Consider the following 23,014-nt stretch of genomic DNA (forward strand, 5'->3'; position numbering starts at 1 on the left):
CCATGAATGCCGCCCACTTACGCCGCGTCACGCCGGAAAGTTTCGCCCACTACCGCCCAGGTCTGGTGGCGCTGTTGCTGGACGCCGTCCACCACGGGGCGTCGGTCGGGTTCATGGCCGATCTCGACAGCGAAGAGGCCGCCCACTGGTGGGACGGCGTCAAGGCCGAGGTCGAGCAGGGCAATCTGCTGCTGTGGGTGGTGGCAGAGGAAGACCAGGTGCTGGCGACGGTGCAACTGGCGCTGTGCCAGAAGGCCAATGGCCTGAACCGCGCGGAGGTGCAGAAATTGCTGGTACTCAGTCAGGCGCGCCGGCGCGGGCTGGCGACACAGTTGATGACTGCCGTGGAACAGACAGCGCAGCAGCATCAGCGCGGGCTGTTGTTTCTGGACACGCTGGCAGGCTCCGATGCTGAGAATTTTTATCGCGCGCTGGGTTACGAGCTGTCCGGCTTGCTGCCGGACTACGCCTGCAACCCCGACGGCGAATACAAGGCCACGGCCATTTACTACAAGTTACTGTCGAGGAAGAGCGCATGATTCCTGGTGAATACCAGATCCAGCCGGGCGACATCGAGCTCAACGCCGGTCGCCGCACCATCACCCTCAGCGTCGCCAACAGCGGCGACCGGCCGATTCAGGTCGGCTCGCATTTCCACTTTTTTGAAACCAACGACGCCCTGACCTTCGACCGCGCCGCCAGCCGAGGCATGCGCCTGAACATCCCCGCCGGCACCGCCGTGCGCTTCGAGCCGGGGCAGGCGCGGGAAGTGGAGCTGGTGGACCTGGCCGGGTCAAGGCGGGTTTTCGGGTTTGCCGGGCGGGTGATGGGGGATTTGTAGCGCTGTTTCTGTGTAGGAGCGCGCTTGCCCGCGAATCGGTTTCTGTAGCCGAAATCAATGTCGTATGACACGACGCATTCGCGGGCAAGCGCGCTCCTACAGGTAGAGCGCTGTTGATCGTTCCCACGCTCTGCGTGGGAATGCAGCCCCTGACGCTCCGCGTCATACATCGGACGCAGAGCGTCCAGCGAGGCGTTACCACGCAGAGCGTGGGAACGATCCATGAATTCAAGGAATCGCCATGAAAATTTCCAGACAAGCCTACGCCGACATGTTCGGCCCCACTGTCGGCGACCGTGTGCGTCTGGCCGACACCGAGCTGTGGATCGAGGTCGAGCAGGATTTCACTGTCTATGGCGAGGAAGTGAAGTTCGGAGGCGGCAAGGTCATTCGTGACGGCATGGGCCAGGGCCAGGGCGTTGCCGCCGAAGTTGTCGACACGCTGATCACCAACGCGCTGATCATCGATCACTGGGGCATCGTCAAAGCCGATGTCGGACTCAAAGACGGGCGCATCGCGGCCATCGGCAAGGCCGGCAACCCGGACATCCAGCCCGGGGTCACCATCGCCATCGGTGCCGCGACCGAAGTCATCGCCGGCGAAGGCATGATCCTCACCGCCGGCGGCGTCGACACGCACATCCACTTCATCTGCCCGCAGCAGATCGAAGAGGCGTTGATGAGTGGCGTCACCACCATGATCGGCGGCGGCACCGGCCCGGCGACAGGCACCAATGCGACCACGGTCACGCCCGGAAAGTGGCACATGATGCGCATGCTGCAAGCCGCCGAAGCGTTCCCCATGAACATTGGTTTCACCGGCAAGGGCAACGTCAGCCTGCCCGAGCCGCTGATTGAACAGGTCAAGGCCGGTGCCATCGGCCTCAAGCTGCACGAAGACTGGGGCACCACGCCCGCGGCCATCGACAACTGCCTGAGCGTCGCCGATCAGTACGACGTTCAAGTGGCGATCCACACCGACACGCTGAACGAATCCGGCTTCGTCGAAACCACCCTGGCCGCATTCAAGAACCGCACCATTCACACCTACCACACCGAAGGCGCCGGCGGCGGCCATGCACCGGACATCATCAAGGCCTGCGGCTTCGCCAACGTGCTGCCGAGCTCAACCAACCCGACCCGGCCGTTCACCCGCAACACCATCGACGAGCACCTGGACATGCTGATGGTTTGCCATCACCTGGACCCGAGCATCGCCGAAGACGTCGCGTTTGCCGAGAGTCGCATCCGCCGCGAAACCATCGCCGCCGAGGACATCCTTCACGATCTCGGCGCGTTCTCGATGCTCAGCTCCGACAGCCAGGCCATGGGCCGCGTTGGTGAGGTGATCATGCGCACCTGGCAGACCGCCGACAAAATGAAACGCCAGCGCGGGCCATTGCCCGGTGACGGTGAAGGCAACGACAACTTCCGCGCCAAACGCTACATCGCCAAATACACCATCAACCCGGCGATCACCCACGGCATCAGTCATGAAGTGGGCTCGGTGGAAGTGGGTAAATGGGCGGACCTGGTGCTGTGGCGCCCGGCCTTTTTCGGCGTGAAACCGACGCTGATCCTCAAGGGCGGCTCGATTGCCGCGAGCCTGATGGGCGACGCCAACGCCTCGATCCCGACGCCGCAACCGGTTCACTACCGCCCGATGTTCGCCAGCTACGGCAGCTCATTGCACGCCAGCAGCCTGACCTTTATCAGCCAGGCGGCGTTCGATGCCGGCGTGCCGGAGCGGTTGGGCCTGAAAAAACAAATCGGCGTGGTCAAGGGCTGCCGCCGTGTGACCAAGGCGGACCTCATCCACAACGACTACCTGCCGAACATCGACGTCGATCCGCAGACCTATCAGGTCAAGGCCGACGGCGTGCTGTTGTGGTGCGAGCCGGCCGACGTGCTGCCGATGGCGCAGCGGTATTTTCTGTTCTGACCGCTACCAGCGCCTGCGACACATACCTGTAGCAGCCGCGCTCGCCGGCGGTGTTTAACCGACACCACCGCCGACAAGCCGCGCGGCTACAGGCCACGCCTTAGATCACGAAGACTGCCGGATGAACGCAGGCAATGTGGTTTTGTGATCAAGCAAACCCAACGTCTGAAGCACGTCGTTGACTGCCCCTAAAACGCCTAACTCCTGATTGGAGAGCTTCTCTTTTCTCACGCTGTTTTTTATCGATGAATAGACCAGCAGCTTGCCTTTGGACACATCATCGTCAGGGTCGCCGGGCGCATGCTTGTCATCTTGGATTTTTTCGGTGACAAGCCTGATTTGCTCATCCAGGTATGCGTTGAGTTCCTGTGTCGACATGATTGCTCTCCTGAGCTGGCGGCTTACGTGATAGCGGGCGATAGCGAGTTGCCTACTCCAACATTGCGTCGATTCTTTTCTTTATCCAAAACTTCAGATGGAACTCAGGGGCTCGTTGAATGAACAGCAATGCAGGGGCTTCTGTGACCCCACACAGCCTGGCCGACTTAGGATTGCCATCCAGATCGACACGCACAAATTTCACCCGGTCGCCATAGTCCGCCGAAAGTCCGTCAAGAATCTCCTTGGTGCGGCTGCTGTTATTGGGCTGCTCCGTCACCTGGCCGGTCTTGGGGTCCGTGTACCGATTCACACCCGGTTTACTGAACTCCACCACGACCGGGATGGATGCTTGCAGGACTTCTTTCGTAAAATTTTCATCATTCGCTTCAATGATCGTCATGACCGATCTCCTTTCGGTGTTACCGCACGTGGCTTCCATAGCTGGGAGCCGGAGGTTATGCACTGGCTGTCGGGAAGTTGGACATGCCAACTCACCAACCTCAGGCCTTCAATGCTGCATCGACCTTGTCCTTGAAGCTGTCGGCAAGACAGTTGCCGATGGCGCAGCGGTATTTCCTGTTTTGAAGCCCAACGGGGGCTTGTAACTCCCTACCCAATCTTCTTGTCGATTTTGGCCTTCAGCCACTCCTTGGTGTTGCCACCGACGACCTCCTCAATCTGGAGAAAGAGGAACGTGGGCGCGGACTGAATATCAAAACGCGTGGCGATTTGCGGATTGCTCCGATAATCGACCTCAAAAAAACTCAGCCCCACCTTGTCGTTGTAATCGGTTGCCAACTCCGCAAGGAGGTCGCTTGCCTTCTCGCTTGCTTTCTTGGGCTGCTCGCCAGTGGCCTTTACTCCATTGGTGAACAGCACGACAGACAAAGCACCGCCCTTATCCACCGAGGGCGATAACCACACGTCGTTGTCAAAATTCTCGTCTGTTAGTGTCATCACTTCCATGGTCAGCTCCTTGCTCTTGATTGGGAGTCTAGTGAGGGCGCAGTTAGCGGCTTGAGCTTGAAATCGCAGAATCCCGATTCGTCCTATCCCCGATAGCGGCCTGTCTCAACCCTATGCTTGACCCCGGCACAGCGTCTACTGTCAGAAATGACAGTGCCACATTGCCCCTCCTGAAAATCCGTGATGCTTCCTGCAACAACATGGCGGTACTATGCGCGCTCTCATTCAGCGCCCCACCAGCAAGGTAGTTCCACATGCGTCTTTCGGACTTCATCGTTCAGAATGTCGATCGCATCGTCGATGAGTGGGAACGGTTTGCGGCCACGCTGACGCCCGCAGCCGCCCAGATGAGCTCAGTCGAGCTGCGCGACCACGCCGAGGCGATCCTTCTCGCGGCGGCGCGTGACATGAACACCGCCCAGACCAAAGCCGAGCGCATCTCCAAGGCTCAGGGCGAAGACATCGGCAAAACCCCGACACTCGATCAGGCCGCCTCCAGTCACGGGGCGTTGCGGCATATCGTCGGGTTTGATCTGGTACAGATGACCTCCGAATTCCGTCACCTGCGCGCCACGGTCGTGCGCTTTTGGGCAGACAGCCAGGCGGCGCCTCAAGCCAGTCACCTCACTGACATGATTCGCTTCAACGAAGCCATCGACGAAGCCCTGGCCGAGTCGACCTCCGCCTACGCCGATCGCGTGACACGGTCGCGTGACATATTTCTCGCCATTCTCGGCCACGACTTGCGCGCACCCTTGCAGGCCATCGGCATGTCGTCCGAAGTGCTCATGCGCAAGACCACGCTGGCGGACGCCGATATTGCGTACATCAAGCGCATCAAAAGCAGCAGCCTGTCGATGGGGACAATGATCAGCGATTTGCTGGAATTCGTCCGCAGTCGTCTGGGCGTGACGCTGCCGGTCGAGCGCAAGCCAATGGAGATGACCCTGGCCTGCCGCGAAGCCATCGACGCCGCCACGGCAGGACAGCCCGATTGCAATGCGGTGTTCACCAGCACCGGGGAGACACGGGGCGAGTGGGATCCGGCACGCATCGCGCAATTGCTGCAAAACTTGATTGGCAACGCCTTGCAGCATGGCGCGGCGACGCGTCGGGTCACCGTGACGCTCACCGGCAGCGAAAACCATGTGAGCCTCTCTGTGCATAACGACGGCGAGCCGATTGCGGAGGAAGCCATCGGCAGCATCTTCGACCCGCTGGTTCGTTCGGCCAACGAAAAGGCCGGCATCCACACCCCGTCCACCAGCCTGGGCCTGGGGCTGTTCATTGTGAAAGAGGTGGTGAATGCCCATGGCGGCGGCATCACGGTCGTGTCCAACGTCGGAGACGGCACGACGTTTACCGTGGAACTGCCCAAGAAAGGGTGATGGACGGTTATCCCCTGCTGCGTCGATCACATACAGCAAACAACATGATCCTCTGTAGAAGCGCACTTGCCTGCGATGACGTCGGCACAGTCGACTTCGTGCTCGACTGACCCACCGCACTCGCCAGCAAGCCGGCTCCTACAGATTTGCGTCGATCACGCATGATGTGGACGAGATCAGGACACTGCAGGAGTGAGCTTGCTCGCGATGGCGTCGGCACATTCAACAGCTCCTCAGTCCAGAAACCGCCCCAACCGCTGCCTGAGCATGCGGTTTTCCGCTCTCACGCGTTCAAGCTCTTCGAGCAGGTTGAGCGCCAGGGCGACGCCGTCCCATTCCAGCTGCAGTTCGTGATGCAATTTGACCGCACGCCTGGCGATCGACAGCGCTGCACTGTCGAACAGCCAGTCGTCCGGCTGCCTTCCCTGGGGTTCGAGAATGCCGTGCTCGACAATCTCGATGACGAAGGCGGCCGGCATGTCGACCACCTGACAGAACTCCTGCATGTCTATGACCAGGGTGTTGCTCATGATCAGTTACTCCATTGAGCCCTCGGATCGAACGCGGCCTGCTCGGCCAGCTTCTCCCACAGCGCTTTGGTAGCCTCATCGGTGGATTTGGGCATGACGATTTTCAGTTGCGCGTACAGATCGCCGCGCTGGCCCTGCTTGTTCAACAGACCATTGCCTTTGACCCGCAGCCGCTGTCCGTTCTGACTGTCCGGACGGAGGGTCAGGTTGATCTTGCCGGTCAGCGTCGGTACCGCCACCTTGGTGCCGAGCGCCGCTTCCCACGGCGCGATCGGCACCGTGATGATCAGGTCGTGGCCCTCGACGTCGAACATCGGATGCGGCGCCAGACGGATGATCAGGTACAGATCGCCCTTCTCTCCACCGGCCACGCCCGGAGCGCCCTGCCCCTTGAGGCGAATGCGCTCGCCATCGGTGACGCCCGCCGGGATTTTCACATTCAGCGTCTTGGTGATGTCCGCCATGCGCTGACCGTTGGCGCTGTGTTGCGGCACCTTGAAGCTGATCTGCTTGGACTCGGTGGAGAGCGTCTCCTCCAGAAACACCGCCAGTTCCATCTCCACATCCTGCCCTCGACGCCCCGGGCTCTGCGCCCGACCGCCTTGCTGACCACCACGATTGCCGAAGATGGAGCTGAAGAAGTCGGAGAAATCTCCGTCCTCGAAGCCGCCGCCACCAAAGCCCGGACCCGCGCCAGCACCGCCACGGCCCTGCCAGCCAGGCGGCGGCTGGAACCGGCCCTGACTGCCGTACTTGCGAATCTCGTCGTATTCGGCGCGTTTTTCAGGATCGCTGAGCGCTTCATACGCTTCGGAGGCTTCTTTGAATTTGTCTTCCGCGCCAGGCTCTTTGCTGACGTCGGGGTGATACTTGCGCGCGAGCTTGCGATAGGCGGTCTTGATCGTCTTCTCGTCCGCCGTCGGCTCTACGCCAAGGATCTTGTAATAGTCTTTGAAGTCCATCTGACGGTCACCCAATTCTGGAATATCCAGCCCAGTCCGCAGCGCGTTTCACATGTGAACGCTGGCCGCGTTGAACGTTGCAATGTTATCGGCACGCAGTCTCGCGAAATGAAACGCTGTCCAGACCGGCCAAATGTATTAAGAGTTGCCTGCTAGATTGGGGCTCGGGGCTGCAGTTCAAGCCAGACGCGCGAAATAGATGCCGGGCGGGCGATAAACCGACGTTTCGCGCTACGCATCCGGTGCGCACTCGCATACACTGCGCGGCCGTTTTTCGACTGGTATGCAAAGCAGATGAGCACCCCATCCCCGGCCCGTGCCCTTGGCATCGATTTTGGCACGTCCAACTCCACGGTCGGCTGGCTGCGTCCCGGAGTGGAAACGCTGATCGCGCTGGAGGACGGCAAGATCACGCTGCCCTCGGTGGTGTTTTTCAACATCGAAGAGCGCCGCCCGGTCTACGGTCGCCTCGCCCTTCACGAATACCTCGAGGGCTACGAAGGCCGCCTGATGCGCTCGCTCAAGAGCCTGCTGGGTTCCAAACTGATCAAGCACGACACCAGCGTGCTGGGTACGGCAATGCCGTTCAAGGACCTGCTCGGGCTGTTCATTGGCGAACTTAAAAAGCGCGCCGAAGCCGCTGCCGGTCATTCCTTCGAGCAAGTGGTGCTGGGCCGTCCCGTGCATTTCGTCGATGACGACGCTGCCGCCGACCAAGAGGCCGAAGACACGCTGGCCGACGTAGCGCGCAAGATCGGCTTCAAGGACGTTTCTTTCCAGTTCGAGCCTATCGCGGCGGCGTTCGACTATGAGTCAACGCTGGACCGTGAAGAGCTGGTGCTGATCGTCGACATCGGCGGTGGTACGTCGGATTTCTCGCTGGTGCGTCTGTCGCCGGAGCGCCGTCTGATCGATGACCGCCACAGCGACATCCTCGCCACCGGCGGCGTGCACATCGGCGGTACCGACTTCGACAAGCAACTGAGCCTGCAGGGCGTGATGCCGCTGTTTGGGTACGGCAGCCGAATGAAAAGCGGCGCCTACATGCCTACCAGCACGCACATGAACCTGGCGACCTGGCACACGATCAACTCGGTGTATTCGCAAAAGTCGCAACTGGCGCTGGGCAGCATGCGCTACGACATCGAAGATACTCAGGGCATTGATCGGCTGTTCAAGCTGATTGATCAACGCGCCGGCCACTGGCTGGCGATGGAAGTCGAAGAGACGAAAATCCAGCTGACTCAGGCCGACAGCCGCCTGGTGCCGATGGACCGCGTCGAGCCCGGCCTGAGCGTCGACCTGACGCGCCAGCTGTTCGAATCATCCATCGATGCGCTGCTCGGACGCGTGCGCGCCAGCGTGACCAACCTGTTGAATGACGCGGGCGTTGGCGTGACCGATGTCGACACCGTGTTCTTTACCGGCGGCTCCAGCGGCATCCCGGCCCTGCGCAACAGCGTCGCCGCCATGCTCCCCAAGGCCCGGCACGTCGAAGGCAACATCTTCGGCAGCATCGGCAGCGGCCTGGCGATCGAAGCGAAAAAGCGCTACGGCTGAGTCCCCGCTGTCTCGCCCTCAGTGGGACTGACCGCGTGCCCATGTAGGACTGGCTTTAGCCAGGAAGGCGTCAGGCGTCACGCCGCAAATCTGAGGGTGCTCAAACCGGCCTCTTCCCGGCTAAAGCCGGTCCTACTGACTGACCGCGTGCTCTTGGTGGGACTGGCTTTAGCCAGGAAGGCGTCAGGCGTCACGCCGCAAATTCGAGGGCGCTCAGACCGGCCTCTTCCCGGCTGAAGCCGGTCCTACTGACTGACCGCGTGCTCTTAGTGGGACTGGCTTTAGCCGGGAAGGCGTCAGGTGTCACGCCGCAAATCTTGTGGCGCTCAAACCGGCCTCTTCCCGGCTGAAGCCGGTCCTACTGACTGACCGCGTGCTCTTAGTGGGACTGGCTTTAGCCGGGAAGGCGTCAGGTGTCACGCCGCGAAATTGAGGTTGTTCGCGCAGGCCTCTTCCCGGCTAAAGCCGGTCCCACTGACTGACCGCGGGCACATAGTAGGACTGGCTTTAGCCAGGAAGGTATCAGGTGTCACGCCGCAAATTCGAGGGCGCTCAAACCGGCCTCTTCCCGGCTGAAGCCGGTCCTACTGACCGCATGCACCTGTAGGACTGGCTTTAGCCGGGAAGGGATCGAGCGTCATGCTGCGAATCTGATGGCGCTCAAACCGGCCTGTTCCGGGCTGAAGCCGGTCCTACACATCGCGTGCAGCTGTGGAAATGGTTAAAACCTGCGGCTAAACCAACTCCGCCCTGCGCAGTTCGCTCTTCAGGTACGCGTAATAAATCGGCCCTGCCACCACCCCCGGCAGGCCGAAGGCGGCTTCGAAGATCAGCATCGCCAGCAGCAATTCCCACGACTTGGCGCTGATCTGCCCGCCGACGATGCGCGCGTTGAGGAAATACTCGACCTTGTGGATCACGATCAGATAACCCAACGCCGCCATCGCCACCCAGATCGACAACGACATGCCGACGATAAAGATCAGCGTGTTGGACATCAGGTTGCCGACCACCGGAAGCAGGCCCAGCAGGAAGGTCAGCACGATCAGGGTTTTGGTCAGCGGCAGGTGCACGCCACACAGCGGCAGGATCACCGCCAGGAAGATCGAGGTGAACGCCGTGTTCAGCAGCGAGATCTTGATCTGCGCGAAAACGATATTGCGGAAGGCCTGACTCAGCAGGTGCAGACGCTCGAACAGCGCCGCCGCCAATGGCTTTCGCTTGGTGACATCGGGGATGCGCTGCAAGGCGATGATCGCGCCCAGCACCATGCCGATCAGCAACGTCACGAACATGTGCGCCGCGCCCTTGCCGAGCAATTGCAGCTCGCCGAGGTGCTTGGTCAGCCAGGCGCTGAGCGACACCTGAAACTCGGTGGCGCTGGCCGGCAGGTAGTTGTCGATGAAGGGCGGCAGCTGACCGCGGGCGCGGTCCACCAGAATCATGAATTTATCCAGCGACGCGCCGGGGTTTTCCGCCTCGTGCAGCAGGAAACTGATCGCGCCGGCAAACAGCAACGCCAACACGGTCACCACCAGAGTCCCCAGCAACGCCACCGCCAGCCAACGCGCTCGCTCGCCGGCAATCAGCCGTTGCAACTGCGGGGTGAGCATGTCGACCAGTTCATACACCAGCAAACCCGCCAGCAGACTGGGCAGAAGGTTGAGCGGCAGGACCAGCAGCAACCCGCCGAACACGAGAATGCAACTGGCCAGATAGACTTGACGGGGCGTAAACGTTGGCATACAGCCTCAAAACGAGCGGCGTGAAGGATGGGCAGTCTGCCAGCGTTCTGAGTGGAGAACCAGCGACGCGAAAGCCCTTGAGGACTCGAGCGTGGGGAGGCTGCGATTGCAGGCCAGATCATTGGCCGCAATCGCAGAAACTACAGGCGGTAGCGCCGCATTTCGATGCCCGCCATTGGCTCGGAAAATTATTTCTTTTTAAGACAATCGCTCATAAAAGCCTTGCGCGCATCACCCTTGAGCGCCTGGGTGCTGGCCGTGGCGTTGCAGGTTTTCATTTTCTCTTGCTGGGTGGCGGCAGGCGCAGGCGCGGCCTTCAGGCAGGTGCTCATGAACGCCTTGCGCTCGTCGCCCTTCAGGGATTTGGCTGAGGCATCGGCGTTGCAGGTGGTCATCTTGTTTTGTTGTGCGGTGGCGGCAAAACCCTGGGCGCTCAACAGCAGGCCCATCACCAGCAGAGGAATACGCAGCATCGTCATCGCTTTTCTCCGGAAGCGCCACGCACCCGCATGGCTTTCGGAGCAGTGTAGCCAAAGAATGTTGCTGCATATTTCTGCAAATGCGCAGCGTGCGCTGGACGTGCGGACTGACAGGCCGATAATGGCGCCTCATTCAGCCGCCGGTTCGGTCATGCAATACCTTTATCCTCTGCTCACCGTCATGATCTGGGCGGGCAACAACGTCATCACCAAAGCAGCCGCCGGGCGTATTTTTCCGGCCGAAATCGGTTTCTATCGCTGGTTGCTGGCGGGCGTGCTGTTCACGCCGTTTCTGCTCGGCCCCGTGCTGCGCAATCGGGCGCAGATCAAGCCAATCATCGGCAAGGTTGTGGTGCTGGGCGTGTTGGGCATGGCGATTTATCAGAGCCTGGCGTACTACGCGGCAAACATCACGACGGCCACCAACATGGGCATCATTCTGTCGCTGGTGCCGGTGATGACCCTGGGCATGTCGATCGCCAGCCTCGGTACCCGGCTGACCGCTGGGGCGCTGGTTGGCGCATTCGTGTCGTTCGCGGGCGTGTTGTGGGTGGTGTCGCAGGGGAGCTGGAGCTTGCTGGTTGCCCATGGCATTAACCTCGGCGACGTCATGATGCTGGTCGCGACACTGGCGTATGCGACCTACAGCACGCTGCTGAAGAAATGGCAGTTGCGCATGCCGCCGTTGCAGCTGCTCTATCTGCAGATTCTGGTGGCGATCATTGCGCTGTTTCCGCTGTTCGTTATTTCACCGAAAACCGGCCTGAACCCGAGCAACATTCCGTTGGTGCTCTACGCGTGCATCCCGACTTCCATGCTCGCGCCACTGCTTTGGATGAAAGCGATTTCCATCCTGGGGCCAAGCCGTACCACGTTGTTTTTCAACCTGGTGCCGATCCTGACGGCGCTGGTTGCCGCGCTCGCGCTCGGCGAGCAACTGGCGTCCTATCACTTCATCGGCGGTGCCCTGACGCTGGGCGGGGTGATCCTGGCAGAACGCTGGACCACACCGCTGCGCAAGGCCGCAATCCGTTAAACCTGTCCGTCGGATAAACCCGGCAATCAGGCTTTGTCGTGATCCTCCGCAGCATGAATCGACACGTCGGTAATGCCCAGCACATGGGGCAGACCGATGGTGTCTTCACCGGTATCCAAAGGGTCATCTTCAACGGCCACGTTGTGCTTGAGTGCCAGCTCGTGCACAACCTCGATGATCGGCACGTCGAGGTTTTCAATCAGATCGACATGGTGCTCACCGGCCAGGGTGTACTCGATTTCGTAAAGCTCTTTATCGCTCATCGCATCACTTCCTACGCGACCTCACGGGTCGACTGATCACGAACTACGGCCAAAAAAGTCAAAGACCGGCGGCTTTGAGACGCGCGGCATGTTCAAGGAGCAACCCCACGGGATCGGCTCCCCTGTCCACCAGACCGAAGTGCTGGTTGACGATGTCGAAATGGTCGAGCGGGTGGTCATCACCGATGACTTTACCCAGGTGAGAACTGCATCTCCCGACCATGCCATCAGATTGACCTCGCTGTTTCGCGAACGTGCGAGCAATTTTCGCCAGGCAAGATTGACGATAATCAGGCCAAGGTGGCCGGGAATTGCTCATGAACACGAAAGGAGCGGGTAATGCCCCATCGCCATCAATTTGATCGAACTCTTTTGCCTCTTCAGTGCTCCTAACAGGAACGGGCCAACAATGGCCTTTTTCGCGGAGCGATTCGAATGTTCAAGCAATCCCTGGCAGTAGTGATTTCCATGGCCGCATTGGCTGGTTGCGCATCGACCACCCTGCCGAACCCGGTTGATTACGCGACCTATCGCAATGAGCCGCTGGTCAAGCAAGTCGAAGAAGGCATGACCAAGGAACAAGTCCTGACCATCGGCGGCACGCCATCAACGGCTATTCAGCGTCGCGCCCACCCAGGCACTTGCAACAACTACGTGCTGAACCGCGAAGGCCACCAGCAGGCTTACTACGTCACCTTCGACAACAATGGCCGCGTCAACAGCAAGGGCTTCATGACGTGCGAACAGCGTGACGCCAACGAACGCGCCATGTGACCTGACGCCCTTCTTATGAATGGGTGAGTCCGCCCGCCATCACGAACGCCGGGGCATCGCAAGGATGCCCCGCCCGGCCGTGATCACGGGCGATTCATCCTGAAGCACGCGCACCCTGTCGTAACTCAGCATCAGTCTTGCCCCGCGACCATCTGACCCCGCGTCAAAAAGTCCCCGAACAAAAATCAAACTTTTGCCAGCGCCCACCACTCACACCTTAAGACCCCGATCCTGCCGGGCGCCTGCTTTAGCCATGGCGCAACAGAGTGCGACGGAAAAAACCGGAACAGCCCTGGAGAAATCTGATGATTAACCTGCACCCTATGACCGATGTCGCCACGTTGCGAGAGCGCGCGCGCAAAAACGTTGAAGACGGCGCCGTCACTGAAAGCTACAGCGCTGACCGTGAAGAGGTTCTGCGTCTGCTGAACGCTTCGCTGGCCACTGAACTGGTCTGCACCCTGCGTTACAAGCGTCACTACTTCATGGCCAAGGGCATCAAGTCCCACGCCGCCGCTGATGAGTTTCTGGAACACGCCAAGCAAGAACTCGAACACGCAGACAAGCTGGCCGAACGTATCGTGCAGCTGGGCGGCGAGCCGGAATTCAACCCGGACCTGCTGAGCAAGAATTCCCACGCGCAGTACGTGGCCGGCAATACCCTGAAAGAGATGATCACTGAAGATCTGGTGGCCGAGCGCATCGCGATCGACAGCTACCGCGAAATCATTCAGTACATTGGTGATCAGGACCCGACCACCCGCCGCATCTTTGAAGAGATCCTGGCGCAGGAAGAAGAGCACGCCGACGACATGGCGGACCTGCTCGACGGCCTCTGATACAAAGCACGCAATGCAAAAAGCCAGGGCACATGCCCTGGCTTTTTTTTGGGGGGAGTGGATACGGCACAGAATCCTGTGCCGAACCTACTTCACCGTCTTCGGCGCCTTGCCCGAGCGCATCTGTTCCAGCAACGGGGTGCACTGGTTAGGCGCGTCTCCACTGCTCGGTGCCACCAGCGCCAGCAATCCCGCCGCCGGCCCGACTGCCGCGCCCAACAGCACCATGCCTGCTCCACGCAGCAGCAATGGACCTGATTCAACACCCGCATTGGGCTTGCTGAACGGCCCGCGCACATACAGCGGCGAACGCAAGGAGAAGACCCGGAAGCCTTTCGATTCCGGCGTGATCTTCATATCCAGTTGCTCGGTCTTCAGGTTCGCCGTGCCATCGACGTAAATGATCGCGTTCTCGGTATCGAACACGAACACCTTGGTGCTCGCCAGTCCGTCCTTGAAGCTCACGTCAGAGGCCGCGCAGTTGATCTTCACGTCCTTGTCGCCAAACAGCTTGCCAACCACGAAATTGCCCACGTTCAGGCCGGCGATCTCCATCAGGCCACGGCTGACGGCGCCGTCGTTAATCAGCATTTTCAGCTCACCGTTGGACGTTCCCAACAACGCCGCCACCGAGTTGCCACGGCCACTGAGGTCCGCGTCACCGTTGAGCTCACCAAAGCTGGTTTTCATCGGTTCGAAGGTCGGGAACAGCTGCTTGAGCTTGAAGCCCCGAGCCGACAGTCTGGCGCGACCCTCCAGCGGCTGCGTGTGACCGTTGAGCTTGATGTCGGCGTCGAGCTTGCCGCCCGCCACGCCGAAGCGCAAAGGCTGCAGGCTCAGCACGCCATCATTGAGCACCACATGGGTGTACAGATCGGTGAACGGCAGGTCGGCGCTCTGCACGATGCGCTTGCCCGTGAACTCAACGTCGGCGTCCATGGCAGCCCAGCGGTCGGTCTTGAATTCCTCGACCGGCAGCACTTTGTCCGTTGGCTGCTTGCTCTCGCCGCCGCGGGTTTTCTGCTCGGCATTGGAGTCGGCACCAATCAGCGGCTTGAGGTCCGCCATCAGCAATTGGTTGGACACCAGCGCGCCGGTCAGTTTGGGACGTGGCGCGCTTGCTACGAAACCGAGATCGCCGTGAATATCGCTGTCGCCGATCTTGCCGTTGAAGCCCTTGTACTGGAACGACGCACCCGCCGGGTCATGCAATTTGGCAATCAGACGGCCATCGGTGGAGTACGGCGGAGAATCCGGCAGCGTCACGCCGGTCAGCGGGAACAGATTGCTGAGGCTGTCGCCGGACAGTTTCAGGCGCAGGTCCAGTTCACCGAGGTTCTGCGGATCGGTGACCGTGCCTGCGATAGCAACACGCAGGGCGCCAGCGCTGACGTCGGCCTGCACCGGGAATGGCAACGCCGCGTCTTTCAGCGCCAGCAGTCCACCTACTTTGCCGCTACCGTTGAGTTTCTGGCCGTGATACTGGCCTTTGGCGGTAAAGCCGAATGCGTAATCCTGAGCCGAAGCGCCCTTGTCCTGGACCTTCTTCGCTTCGCTGCTGCCAACGATGTCGCTGTAGGGAATCGGCTTGCCCAGCGGGTCGATAACGACGTCAATGGCCGTGTTGATCTTCTGGTCGTTGTAGCTCACGAAGCCTTTGTCGAAGCCAATCGAGCCGATGTCGACCACCCAGCTCGAAGGTTTAGCGTTCGGGTCGCTCTTGGGCAGGTCAAACACCCAGTTGGCGCGGCCATCGGCCAGACGCTCGATTTTCGCATTGGGCTCGGTCAGGTTGATGCGCGGGATGACCACGCGCTGGGCCAGCAACGGCAAGGGGGACAAGCGCAGGTCGACGCGCTTGAGCGTGACCATCTGCGGCGTCTTCGACCATTCCGGATTGCCCAGTGCGATGTCTTCCGCCGACAGGTGCGGCCACGGCACCCAGGCGCGCCAGCCGCCTTCGTCGGGCTCACGGTGCCAGCTCACGGCCAGATTGCCGTTGATGGCGAAGGGGCGATGCAGTTCTGCAGACACCTTCTCGTTGATGGTCGGCTTGAGCCGATTCCAGTCGAACGTGGCGATCACAATGATCAGAATCACCAGCAACAGCAGCAGGATTGCGGCTGTCCAGGCAAAGATTTTACGGCCTCGCGTCATTGCGTTGTCTCCCCAAAAACAGACGCGCCGTCCAGGGCGCGTCTCGTACGTCGTAACGGTTCGACTGAGAAAACCCGCGTCGGTTTGATCGAATCTGTATTCGCGACGTGAAAAGTTCCGCCAACCGCCGATACCGTACGTCCAGACGGGCCCGGAAGTTGACCTGTAACACGTTGAAAGGCCCGCCGGGCAAGGGGGCGGGATTCGCATCATTTCTGTCGATGGTCACCATCAGCCCGCTGAACTTCATTATCGAGCGGGCAGCGGTAGAATCCCCAGCACGTTCACACAACCCTTTACACCCGAGCATCCCTCCATGAAACGCCAATTGATTGCCCTGACCCTTTCCCTACTTGCCTCGACCGCGTTCGCGATGCCTGCCAGCGAACAAGCGAGCCTCGGCGAAGCGAAGGCGACGCAGCATTCCGGTTTGCCGACCGTTGCACAGGACGGCCCGGATCGATTGATCAATCAATACCAGCGCGTCGCCGACAATGGCCCGGATCGGTTGATCCAGCAGTATCAGCGCGTTTCCTGATCGATACCCGATGCATTTAACAGCTTCCCGGCTAAAGCCAGTCCCACAGAAGACACGCGCATGTCCTGGTAGGGCCGGCTTTAGCCGGGAGAGGCCGGTTTGAGCACCCTCAATCTGCCAGCCTAAGCACGGGAACAGCCCGGCCTCCATCGCCGGGCTTTTTATTGCCCGACGTAAAACCGGGTTCGACGCAACGCAAACGCATTTGCTAGAGTTGCGGCCCATGCCTCCATCAGATACACGCCCCATGCTGCCCCGCGCCGAACAGAAACAGCAGACCCGCCATGCCCTGCTCGATGCAGCCCGGGGCCTGATGGAGAGTGGGCGTGGTTTCGGCAGCCTGAGCCTGCGTGAAGTGGCGAAAACCGCCGGCATCGTGCCCACCGGTTTCTATCGGCATTTTGATGACATGGATCACCTGGGCCTGGCGCTGGTCAGCGAAGTCGGCCAGACCTTCCGTGAAACCATCCGCCGCGTGCGCCACAACGACAACATCGACAGCGGCATCATCGACGCATCCATCCGCATCTTTCTGGATGTCGTGGCCGCCAACCGCTCGCAGTTTCTGTTCCTGGCGCGCGAGCAATACGGCGGCTCGCTGAAAGTTCGTCAGGCGCTCGGCGCGCTGCGCGAAGGCATCATCGCCGACCTCGCGACCGATTTGGCGTCGATGCCCAAATTCCAGCACCTGAACACCGACGATCTCTCGGTCATGGCCGACTTGGTGGTGAAGAGCGTGTTCGCCATGCTCCCTGAGTTGATCGACCCGCCGCCCCCGGCGTTGGCCGCACACTTGACCCCGCGCGCGAAAATCACCCAGCAACTGCGCTTCATCTTCATCGGCGCCAAGCGCTGGCAGGGATTGGGCAGTACTGAGTGATTCGGCGCCTGCGAAGCCCATTCGCGGGCAAGCGCGCTCCTACAGTTGGCCGCGGTATCAATCGGGGATCACAGTGATGGTGTTGAAGGGTCGTCGCAGGCGATGGAAACCTGAGTGTGGAAAGCGATCCCTTGTAGGAGCGCGCTTGCCCGCGAAGACCTGGTGTCAACGGCTGAAGATTCCAGCACCTTACCGATGAGTCGCGACGCCACCTAGGCGCACCATGCAGGTGCGCAACCTTTCGCAGCGCCCCACCATAGAGCATCGAGCCTTTGGGATCCTGGCTTCCTGCACCGTATTCAGGCAATTTCTGTTCTGCCCGCCTGTTGGCAAGCCACTTGCTCTAGACCTTGCATCGCACATTGCTGGAAGCTTTCTGATGCTGGTGATTCATCAACGGATCGAACCTCAGGCTGAATGGGCCGCAGAGCTGCACTTGCTATTCGAGGCGCGGAGTAAAAGCCGGCTGCGCTGTTTCAGTGCCGAGGGTGAGGACGTAGGGCTGTTCCTCGAACGGGGTCAGCCGCCGCTGCGTGACGGCGACTTCCTCAAGGCCGAAGACGGCCGGATCGTGCGCGTCTGCGCGCGCCCCGAGCAGCTGATGCACGTGACCTGCAGTAACGCTTTCGAGCTGACCCGCGCGGCGTATCACTTGGGCAACCGCCATGTGGCGCTGCAAGTGGGCGACGGCTGGCTGCGTCTGCTCGACGATTACGTGCTCAAGGCCATGCTCGACCAACTGGGCGCCACGACCGAATCCCTCGACGCGCCCTTCCAGCCGGAGCACGGCGCCTACGGTGGCGGCCATCACCACTCGCGCGCCGGTGAGGAAGATTTCAACTACGCGCCGCGCATTCATCAATTCGGCGTGCGCACGTGAACGCCGCCTGGGCGCTGCTGCGTCTAGCGAGCCCGCAGCTGCCGATCGGCGGCTACAGCTATTCCCAAGGCCTGGAAATGGCGGTCGAGCAATCGACCGTTCACGATTCGGCCAGCGCTGCCCGCTGGATTGGCGACCAGTTGCTGCTCAACCTTGCGCGATTCGAAGCGCCGCTTTTACTGGCGCACTGCACAGCGGCTGCCGAAGAAGACTGGGCGACGCTGCTGCAATTGAGCGAAGCACACCGCGCCAGCCGAGAAACCCGCGAGCTGCACCTGGAAAGCCGACAAATGGGCTATTCACTGCAGCAATTGCTCAACGGCCTGCCGGAAATGGATCAGCCCGCGCGGGATTTTCTACAGCGCATGGGCGAGCCGCATCTGGCGCTGGGTTGGGCGCTGGCTGCGCGCGCCTGGCAGATCAGTCCTCAGGACGCACTCGCTGCCTGGCTCTGGAGCTGGCTGGAAAACCAGCTGGCGGTGCTGATGAAAACCCTGCCAATGGGGCAGCAAGCCGCGCAGCGCCTCACCAGCGAGTTATTGCCGCTGTTGCAAAACGCCCAGCAACACGCGGCCGCACTGAACCCTGAACACATCGGCAGCGCGCCATTCGGTCTGGCCCTGGCGAGTATGAACCATGAGCGGCAGTACAGCCGCCTGTTCCGATCATGAGGTGGCCGCCATCGCCGCAGCGCCTCGAACCGCACAACACGCTTAACGGAGAGAACGAATGAACAGCCAACCTTTGCGCGTCGGCATCGGCGGTCCGGTCGGTTCCGGCAAGACCGCACTGACGCTCGCGCTGTGCCTGGCCCTGCGCGATCGCTACAACCTGGCGGTGGTCACCAATGATATCTACACCCGTGAAGACGCTGACTTTCTGGTGCGCAACGAAGCACTGGCACCCGAGCGCATCATCGGCGTGGAAACCGGCGGCTGCCCGCACACGGCGATCCGCGAAGACGCTTCGATCAATCTGGAAGCCGTCGACCAGCTCAATCGGCGCTTCGAGGGACTGGACCTGATCATCGTCGAGTCGGGCGGCGATAACCTGTCCGCAACGTTCAGCCCGGAGCTGTCGGACCTCACCATTTATGTGATCGACGTGTCGGCAGGCGACAAGCTGCCGCGCAAGGGTGGCCCCGGTATCTGCAAATCCGATCTGCTGGTGATCAACAAGATCGACCTCGCGCCGCTGGTGGGTGCCTCGCTGGAGATGATGGACCGCGACACGAAGAAGATGCGCGGCGACAAGCCGTTCGTGTTCAGCAACCAGAAAACTGGCCACGGCCTGGAGCAGATCATCGCGTTCATCGAGCGCCAGGGCCTGCTGACCGCAGCCTGATTTCGTACACCAAAGTGGCTCACACCCAAGTGAAGCAAGGAATTCATTCATGAACTGCAAAAAAGTATTCGGCGCGTTGGCGCTGCTCCTTGTTCCGGCACTGGCCTTCGCCCACCCCGGCCACGATGAAAGCGGTCTGGTGGCCGGTATCAGCCATCCACTGGGCGGTATCGATCACCTGCTGGCGATGATTGCTGTAGGGCTTTGGGCGGCGCAACAGAAAGGCGCGGCACGCTGGGCGCTGCCGTGCACGTTTGTCGGCACCATGCTGATTGGCGGCTTGCTCGGGTTTGAAGGCCTGGCATTGCCAGCGCTGGAGAGCGGCATTGCGGCGTCAGTGTTTGCGTTGGGCCTGGCGGTGGCGCTGGCCGTACGTCCGCCGCTGTTGGTGGCAGTGGCGGCGACGGCGCTGTTTGCGATGCTCCACGGCGTGGCCCACGGTCTGGAACTGCCCGAGATGTCGAGCCCGTGGGGTTATGCGCTTGGCTTTGTCGGCGTGACCGCTGCGTTGCACGCGACAGGTTATGCCGTGGTGCGCTTGCTGCCGGCAGCGGCGGCGCCGGTGGTACGGATCGCTGGCGCATTGTCGGCCGCGACCGGCGTCTGGTTGTTCGCGGGCTGAATGACATCCGAAATGTAGGAGCGCGCTTGCCCGCGATTGCGACCTGTCAGCGACAAATATGTTGTCTGACACACCGATATCGCGAGCAAGCGCTCCTACACTGGACCGGTGTTCAATACGGATCCAGGGGCTGCCAGGCCCCGCATCTGACGCAAGATCCCCACCGCCTGCTACCATATCGCGCAATTTGCCCCTGCCGTGACGCCATCCAATGCCTGACGCTTCTCTTCCCACCGCCAAGTCTGAACTGTCCGCCCTGTTCACTGAGCTGCAGCAGCACTTCATGCGCGTAGTCGTGCCGTTGTGGCAGGGCCCGGGGTGGAATGCCGAGATGGCGCTGCCGTTTGAGGCGGTCGACGCCCGGCATCGGCCTTTGCCGCCGCAGCGCTATAGGGCCATGGCCTGTGCGCGTCAGCTGTTTCTGTTTTCAAGCCTGATCGATCACCCCGACGTGCCAGACGCCGCGACCCGCGCAGCCGCGCTGTTTCGTTCGTTGCAGCAGCACTTTCACGATGCCGAGCACGGCGGCTGGTTCTACAGCATTGATCCACAGGGCGCGCCGCTGGATCGCCGCAAGGACCTCTACACCCACGCCTTCATCGTCTTCGCCTGCGCCCATTACTGGGGCAAAGTCCGTGAGCCGCTGGTGGAGTCGGTGCTCAATGCCGCGTTGAATGTTGTCGCCGAACGCTTTGCCGATGGCGACGGCTTGTATGAATCCGTGCTGGCCGAAGACTGGTCTTCGCTAAACGCCGGCCCGCTGCAAAACCCGCTGATGCATCTGGCCGAAGCGTTTCTCGGCACACTGGCCGTGCGCGATGACGCTGACACGCAGGCGGCGCTGGATGCCTTGGTGGAAGCCATGCAGCGACGCTTTGTCGATGTTGAGCACGGTGTGATGCTGGAGAAACCGCTGGACGCTGTGGATAACTGGTCCGAGCCGGGTCATCAGTTCGAATGGTTCTACTTGCTGGCGTCTTCCGCGCATCTGCGGGGCACGCCGCTGTATCGGTCGCTGGAGACTGCGTTCGCCCACGCCGAGGCGCAGGGCGTCGATCAAACGACTGGCGCGGTTGCGGCGATGCTGGAAGTGGACGGTTCGGTGAAAGACGGCACGCAGCGCATCTGGGCCCAGGCTGAATACCTGCGCGCGTTGACGTTACGGCCTGAGAGCGAGCGATTGCTGGCCCGCCAGTTAAAAGCGCTGCAAGCGCAGTTCCTGCACCCCTCCGGCTGGAACGAGTGCCTCGACAGCCAGGGGCAGATCAGCCGCAGCGACATGCCGTCCACGACCCCGTATCACCTGGCGACGTGCTACATCGGGCTTGCCGAGTTTTTCAGCGGCTGAGCTGATTATTTAAATCTGCCTCTGATCGTCCCCACGCTCTGCGTGGGGATGCCGCCCAGGAAGCTCCGCGTCCAGCGGTTGGCGACGCGGAGCGTCGGTTAGCGCATTCCCACGCCGAGCGTGGGAACGATCAACATCAGTAAAACTACTTACTTCTCCCCACGACTGCGATCAATCGCGAACCCGGCCCAGGTCTGGCTCACGGGCATCAGTTCCAGGCTGTTGACGTTGACGTGTGCAGGCGTGTTCATGATCCAGAAGATGGTGTCGGCGATGTCCTGGGGCTGGATCGGCTCTGCGCCTGCGTAGGTTGCGTCGTACTTGGCCTGATCGCCGCCGAAGCGCACCAGCGAGAACTCGCTTTCACACAACCCCGGCTCAAGGTTGGTCACCCGTACGCCGGTGCCGACCAGGTCGTTGCGCAGGTTGAGCGAGAACTGTCCGACGAACGCTTTGGTGCCGCCATAAACGTTGCCGCCCGGGTACGGATAATTCCCCGCCACCGAGCCAAGGTTAACGATGCTGGCGCCGCGGCCGTAGGCGATCAGACGCGAGAGCAGCAAGCGCGTCGTGTACACCAGACCTTTGATATTGGTGTCGATCATGGTGTCCCAGTCATCCAGATCGCACTTGGGTGCCGGATCAATCCCCAGCGCCAGGCCTGCGTTGTTGATCAGGCCGCGAATCTTCGCGAATTCAGCCGGCAGGCTTTCCACAGCGCGCTCCACGCCCGCGCGATCGCGCACGTCCAGCGTCAGCGTGTGTACCTTGGTCTGTTTCGACAATTCAGCGCTCAGCGCCTGCAAGCGGTCTTCACGGCGACCGGTCAGTACCAGCGACCAGCCCGCCTCGGCAAAACGACGGGCGCAGGCTTCGCCAAACCCGGAAGTGGCCCCGGTAATGAATACGGTAGAGGTCATTTCTTTCTCCTGACTAACGATGCGGGCTTATCAAGCCAAGCGGGAATGTCACGCAAGCAGCGTTGCGTGTAGGAAGGTTCTGGAGAATGCCCGCGCAGACAGGGCGGGATCAAGCACCTTCAGCAACATCGTCATACAACTGCTCTGCTGTATAAAAAACAACCAATTGCTCCAAGGCCTTATGCCGTGTGGCCTACAGACACTTTTGCCCACCTTATCCACAGTCAGGCCTACCTTTTCTGGGGGCAACTCGAAACGCCGAGAGTCCCGGCATACGGCGCGTGTGGGTAACTTGAACGACCTTTTTACTTGACCGGCCATGGGCCATCTGCCGTCGAATTTTCCGAGGACTTGGGTGCTCGGACAGGAATGTCCCGTCGAGAGAGATTGCGCTATCTGCGGCAGTCTTTCCAACGGTTGCACACAGACTTATCCACAGGCCGGCACCGTATAAAGACTGTATAAAAAACCAGCGAGAACAACGTTGACAAACCCCACCGAAATACCGGCCGAAACAACTGGTCAAATATTAACCAGATCGCTGTAAGCCACGTAAACAAAGGGCTCCAGCCAGCTGCTCCCAAGTTATTCACAGTCACCTCCACAGTAAAACTGAACA

Annotated in this window: 25 protein-coding genes and 1 pseudogene; 15 read left to right on the plus strand and 11 right to left on the minus strand. The window is 60.7% G+C overall.

The window, feature by feature from the left end; genetic code table 11:
* Window positions 1-2: 2 nt before the first annotated feature.
* The 3 genes from L4G42_RS14695 (at window position 3) to ureC (ending at window position 2,783) form a co-directional block, all read left to right on the plus strand.
* Window positions 3-539 (plus strand): GNAT family N-acetyltransferase, encoded by a 537-nt coding sequence (locus L4G42_RS14695; protein WP_237251913.1) that lies wholly within the window; start codon window positions 3-5, stop codon window positions 537-539.
* Window positions 536-841, plus strand: coding sequence for an urease subunit beta (locus tag L4G42_RS14700; RefSeq protein ID WP_237251912.1), 306 nt, complete (start codon window positions 536-538; stop codon window positions 839-841). The genes L4G42_RS14695 and L4G42_RS14700 overlap by 4 nt, the downstream gene beginning before the upstream one ends.
* A gap of 241 nt (window positions 842-1,082) precedes the next feature.
* Window positions 1,083-2,783 (plus strand): urease subunit alpha, encoded by a 1,701-nt coding sequence (gene ureC / locus L4G42_RS14705; RefSeq protein WP_237251911.1) that lies wholly within the window; start codon window positions 1,083-1,085, stop codon window positions 2,781-2,783.
* Between the two features lie 105 nt (window positions 2,784-2,888).
* On the opposite strand, the gene L4G42_RS14710 is transcribed toward ureC, so the two are convergent.
* The 3 genes from L4G42_RS14710 to L4G42_RS14720 form a co-directional block, all read right to left on the minus strand.
* Entirely contained in the window at window positions 2,889-3,161 is a 273-nt protein-coding gene (locus tag L4G42_RS14710) for a hypothetical protein (RefSeq protein ID WP_237251910.1), read from the minus strand.
* Between the two features lie 52 nt (window positions 3,162-3,213).
* A complete protein-coding gene (locus L4G42_RS14715; protein WP_237251909.1) occupies window positions 3,214-3,564 on the minus strand; it encodes a thioredoxin family protein in 351 nt (116 codons plus the stop codon).
* Window positions 3,565-3,773: 209 nt separating this feature from the next.
* A complete protein-coding gene (locus L4G42_RS14720) occupies window positions 3,774-4,130 on the minus strand; it encodes a thioredoxin family protein (protein ID WP_237251908.1) in 357 nt (118 codons plus the stop codon).
* Between the two features lie 254 nt (window positions 4,131-4,384).
* Here L4G42_RS14720 and L4G42_RS14725 point away from each other — a divergent pair, with 254 nt between their 5' ends.
* On the plus strand, window positions 4,385-5,518 hold the full coding sequence (locus L4G42_RS14725) for a sensor histidine kinase (protein ID WP_237251907.1): 1,134 nt from the start codon (window positions 4,385-4,387) through the stop codon (window positions 5,516-5,518).
* A gap of 233 nt (window positions 5,519-5,751) precedes the next feature.
* On the opposite strand, the gene L4G42_RS14730 is transcribed toward L4G42_RS14725, so the two are convergent.
* Window positions 5,752-6,048, minus strand: coding sequence for a chaperone modulator CbpM (locus L4G42_RS14730; RefSeq protein ID WP_237251906.1), 297 nt, complete (start codon window positions 6,046-6,048; stop codon window positions 5,752-5,754).
* A gap of 2 nt (window positions 6,049-6,050) precedes the next feature.
* Window positions 6,051-7,010 carry a curved DNA-binding protein gene (gene cbpA / locus L4G42_RS14735; protein ID WP_237251905.1) on the minus strand — a complete coding sequence of 320 codons (960 nt, stop codon included), beginning with the start codon at window positions 7,008-7,010 and terminating at the stop codon, window positions 6,051-6,053.
* 294 nt (window positions 7,011-7,304) lie between these two features.
* Between cbpA and L4G42_RS14740 the strand changes: the two genes are divergently transcribed.
* Window positions 7,305-8,570, plus strand: coding sequence for an Hsp70 family protein (locus L4G42_RS14740; protein ID WP_237251904.1), 1,266 nt, complete (start codon window positions 7,305-7,307; stop codon window positions 8,568-8,570).
* A gap of 734 nt (window positions 8,571-9,304) precedes the next feature.
* On the opposite strand, the gene L4G42_RS14745 is transcribed toward L4G42_RS14740, so the two are convergent.
* Both L4G42_RS14745 and L4G42_RS14750 read right to left on the minus strand, forming a co-directional pair.
* Window positions 9,305-10,315, minus strand: a complete 1,011-nt coding sequence (locus tag L4G42_RS14745; RefSeq protein WP_122625647.1) for an AI-2E family transporter — start codon at window positions 10,313-10,315, stop codon at window positions 9,305-9,307.
* A 188-nt stretch (window positions 10,316-10,503) separates the two neighbouring features.
* Complete coding sequence (locus L4G42_RS14750; protein ID WP_122533784.1) at window positions 10,504-10,794, minus strand: PsiF family protein; 291 nt, start codon at window positions 10,792-10,794, stop codon at window positions 10,504-10,506.
* Between the two features lie 151 nt (window positions 10,795-10,945).
* Between L4G42_RS14750 and L4G42_RS14755 the strand changes: the two genes are divergently transcribed.
* On the plus strand, window positions 10,946-11,830 hold the full coding sequence (locus tag L4G42_RS14755; RefSeq protein WP_237251903.1) for a DMT family transporter: 885 nt from the start codon (window positions 10,946-10,948) through the stop codon (window positions 11,828-11,830).
* 26 nt (window positions 11,831-11,856) lie between these two features.
* On the opposite strand, the gene L4G42_RS14760 is transcribed toward L4G42_RS14755, so the two are convergent.
* Together L4G42_RS14760 and L4G42_RS14765 are read right to left on the minus strand one after the other, a co-directional pair.
* On the minus strand, window positions 11,857-12,093 hold the full coding sequence (locus tag L4G42_RS14760) for a hypothetical protein (RefSeq protein WP_237259272.1): 237 nt from the start codon (window positions 12,091-12,093) through the stop codon (window positions 11,857-11,859).
* A gap of 58 nt (window positions 12,094-12,151) precedes the next feature.
* Window positions 12,152-12,355, minus strand: a pseudogene (locus L4G42_RS14765) (triacylglycerol lipase); the annotation flags it as partial.
* 173 nt (window positions 12,356-12,528) lie between these two features.
* Between L4G42_RS14765 and osmE the strand changes: the two are divergent.
* Both osmE and L4G42_RS14775 read left to right on the plus strand, forming a co-directional pair.
* Complete coding sequence (gene osmE, locus L4G42_RS14770) at window positions 12,529-12,867, plus strand: osmotically-inducible lipoprotein OsmE (protein WP_237251901.1); 339 nt, start codon at window positions 12,529-12,531, stop codon at window positions 12,865-12,867.
* Window positions 12,868-13,172: 305 nt separating this feature from the next.
* Complete coding sequence (locus L4G42_RS14775; protein WP_237251900.1) at window positions 13,173-13,706, plus strand: ferritin-like domain-containing protein; 534 nt, start codon at window positions 13,173-13,175, stop codon at window positions 13,704-13,706.
* Window positions 13,707-13,793: 87 nt separating this feature from the next.
* On the opposite strand, the gene L4G42_RS14780 is transcribed toward L4G42_RS14775, so the two are convergent.
* Window positions 13,794-15,863, minus strand: a complete 2,070-nt coding sequence (locus tag L4G42_RS14780; protein WP_237251899.1) for an AsmA family protein — start codon at window positions 15,861-15,863, stop codon at window positions 13,794-13,796.
* A 316-nt stretch (window positions 15,864-16,179) separates the two neighbouring features.
* Between L4G42_RS14780 and L4G42_RS14785 the strand changes: the two genes are divergently transcribed.
* The 7 genes from L4G42_RS14785 (at window position 16,180) to L4G42_RS14815 (ending at window position 21,475) form a co-directional block, all read left to right on the plus strand.
* The gene (locus L4G42_RS14785; RefSeq protein ID WP_237251898.1) at window positions 16,180-16,401 is read left to right on the plus strand and encodes a hypothetical protein; all 222 of its coding nucleotides are present in this window, start codon (window positions 16,180-16,182) and stop codon (window positions 16,399-16,401) included.
* Window positions 16,402-16,648: 247 nt separating this feature from the next.
* Window positions 16,649-17,281, plus strand: a complete 633-nt coding sequence (locus L4G42_RS14790; protein WP_237251996.1) for a TetR family transcriptional regulator — start codon at window positions 16,649-16,651, stop codon at window positions 17,279-17,281.
* Between the two features lie 379 nt (window positions 17,282-17,660).
* Window positions 17,661-18,161, plus strand: a complete 501-nt coding sequence (gene ureE, locus L4G42_RS14795) for an urease accessory protein UreE (RefSeq protein WP_237251897.1) — start codon at window positions 17,661-17,663, stop codon at window positions 18,159-18,161.
* On the plus strand, window positions 18,158-18,832 hold the full coding sequence (locus tag L4G42_RS14800; RefSeq protein WP_237251896.1) for an urease accessory protein UreF: 675 nt from the start codon (window positions 18,158-18,160) through the stop codon (window positions 18,830-18,832). The genes ureE and L4G42_RS14800 overlap by 4 nt, the downstream gene beginning before the upstream one ends.
* A 58-nt stretch (window positions 18,833-18,890) precedes the next feature.
* Window positions 18,891-19,505 carry an urease accessory protein UreG gene (gene ureG / locus L4G42_RS14805; RefSeq protein ID WP_074891382.1) on the plus strand — a complete coding sequence of 205 codons (615 nt, stop codon included), beginning with the start codon at window positions 18,891-18,893 and terminating at the stop codon, window positions 19,503-19,505.
* Between the two features lie 49 nt (window positions 19,506-19,554).
* Entirely contained in the window at window positions 19,555-20,127 is a 573-nt protein-coding gene (locus L4G42_RS14810) for a HupE/UreJ family protein (RefSeq protein WP_237251895.1), read from the plus strand.
* Between the two features lie 211 nt (window positions 20,128-20,338).
* The gene (locus L4G42_RS14815) at window positions 20,339-21,475 is read left to right on the plus strand and encodes an AGE family epimerase/isomerase (protein WP_237251894.1); all 1,137 of its coding nucleotides are present in this window, start codon (window positions 20,339-20,341) and stop codon (window positions 21,473-21,475) included.
* Between the two features lie 149 nt (window positions 21,476-21,624).
* On the opposite strand, the gene L4G42_RS14820 is transcribed toward L4G42_RS14815, so the two are convergent.
* The gene (locus tag L4G42_RS14820; RefSeq protein ID WP_237251893.1) at window positions 21,625-22,395 is read right to left on the minus strand and encodes an SDR family oxidoreductase; all 771 of its coding nucleotides are present in this window, start codon (window positions 22,393-22,395) and stop codon (window positions 21,625-21,627) included.
* Window positions 22,396-23,014: the final 619 nt, after the last annotated feature.

The organism is Pseudomonas petrae (genome assembly GCF_021728295.1).
Taxonomy (GTDB): domain Bacteria; phylum Pseudomonadota; class Gammaproteobacteria; order Pseudomonadales; family Pseudomonadaceae; genus Aquipseudomonas; species Aquipseudomonas petrae.

Bases quoted from the DNA above. Each gene is read 5' to 3' on its own strand.
- L4G42_RS14720 (WP_237251908.1), bottom strand. From the start codon at position 4,130: ATGGAAGTGATGACACTAACAGACGAGAATTTTGACAACGACGTGTGG.
- osmE (WP_237251901.1), top strand. From the start codon at position 12,529: ATGTTCAAGCAATCCCTGGCAGTAGTGATTTCCATGGCCGCATTGGCT.
- ureG (WP_074891382.1), top strand. From the start codon at position 18,891: ATGAACAGCCAACCTTTGCGCGTCGGCATCGGCGGTCCGGTCGGTTCC.
- L4G42_RS14815 (WP_237251894.1), top strand. From the start codon at position 20,339: ATGCCTGACGCTTCTCTTCCCACCGCCAAGTCTGAACTGTCCGCCCTG.
- L4G42_RS14810 (WP_237251895.1), top strand. From the start codon at position 19,555: ATGAACTGCAAAAAAGTATTCGGCGCGTTGGCGCTGCTCCTTGTTCCG.
- L4G42_RS14780 (WP_237251899.1), bottom strand. From the start codon at position 15,863: ATGACGCGAGGCCGTAAAATCTTTGCCTGGACAGCCGCAATCCTGCTG.
- L4G42_RS14740 (WP_237251904.1), top strand. From the start codon at position 7,305: ATGAGCACCCCATCCCCGGCCCGTGCCCTTGGCATCGATTTTGGCACG.
- L4G42_RS14710 (WP_237251910.1), bottom strand. From the start codon at position 3,161: ATGTCGACACAGGAACTCAACGCATACCTGGATGAGCAAATCAGGCTT.
- ureC (WP_237251911.1), top strand. From the start codon at position 1,083: ATGAAAATTTCCAGACAAGCCTACGCCGACATGTTCGGCCCCACTGTC.
- L4G42_RS14820 (WP_237251893.1), bottom strand. From the start codon at position 22,395: ATGACCTCTACCGTATTCATTACCGGGGCCACTTCCGGGTTTGGCGAA.
- L4G42_RS14785 (WP_237251898.1), top strand. From the start codon at position 16,180: ATGAAACGCCAATTGATTGCCCTGACCCTTTCCCTACTTGCCTCGACC.
- L4G42_RS14760 (WP_237259272.1), bottom strand. From the start codon at position 12,093: ATGAGCGATAAAGAGCTTTACGAAATCGAGTACACCCTGGCCGGTGAG.
- L4G42_RS14750 (WP_122533784.1), bottom strand. From the start codon at position 10,794: ATGACGATGCTGCGTATTCCTCTGCTGGTGATGGGCCTGCTGTTGAGC.
- L4G42_RS14755 (WP_237251903.1), top strand. From the start codon at position 10,946: ATGCAATACCTTTATCCTCTGCTCACCGTCATGATCTGGGCGGGCAAC.
- L4G42_RS14775 (WP_237251900.1), top strand. From the start codon at position 13,173: ATGATTAACCTGCACCCTATGACCGATGTCGCCACGTTGCGAGAGCGC.
- L4G42_RS14745 (WP_122625647.1), bottom strand. From the start codon at position 10,315: ATGCCAACGTTTACGCCCCGTCAAGTCTATCTGGCCAGTTGCATTCTC.
- L4G42_RS14725 (WP_237251907.1), top strand. From the start codon at position 4,385: ATGCGTCTTTCGGACTTCATCGTTCAGAATGTCGATCGCATCGTCGAT.
- L4G42_RS14695 (WP_237251913.1), top strand. From the start codon at position 3: ATGAATGCCGCCCACTTACGCCGCGTCACGCCGGAAAGTTTCGCCCAC.
- ureE (WP_237251897.1), top strand. From the start codon at position 17,661: ATGCTGGTGATTCATCAACGGATCGAACCTCAGGCTGAATGGGCCGCA.
- L4G42_RS14715 (WP_237251909.1), bottom strand. From the start codon at position 3,564: ATGACGATCATTGAAGCGAATGATGAAAATTTTACGAAAGAAGTCCTG.
- L4G42_RS14700 (WP_237251912.1), top strand. From the start codon at position 536: ATGATTCCTGGTGAATACCAGATCCAGCCGGGCGACATCGAGCTCAAC.
- cbpA (WP_237251905.1), bottom strand. From the start codon at position 7,010: ATGGACTTCAAAGACTATTACAAGATCCTTGGCGTAGAGCCGACGGCG.
- L4G42_RS14730 (WP_237251906.1), bottom strand. From the start codon at position 6,048: ATGAGCAACACCCTGGTCATAGACATGCAGGAGTTCTGTCAGGTGGTC.
- L4G42_RS14790 (WP_237251996.1), top strand. From the start codon at position 16,649: ATGCTGCCCCGCGCCGAACAGAAACAGCAGACCCGCCATGCCCTGCTC.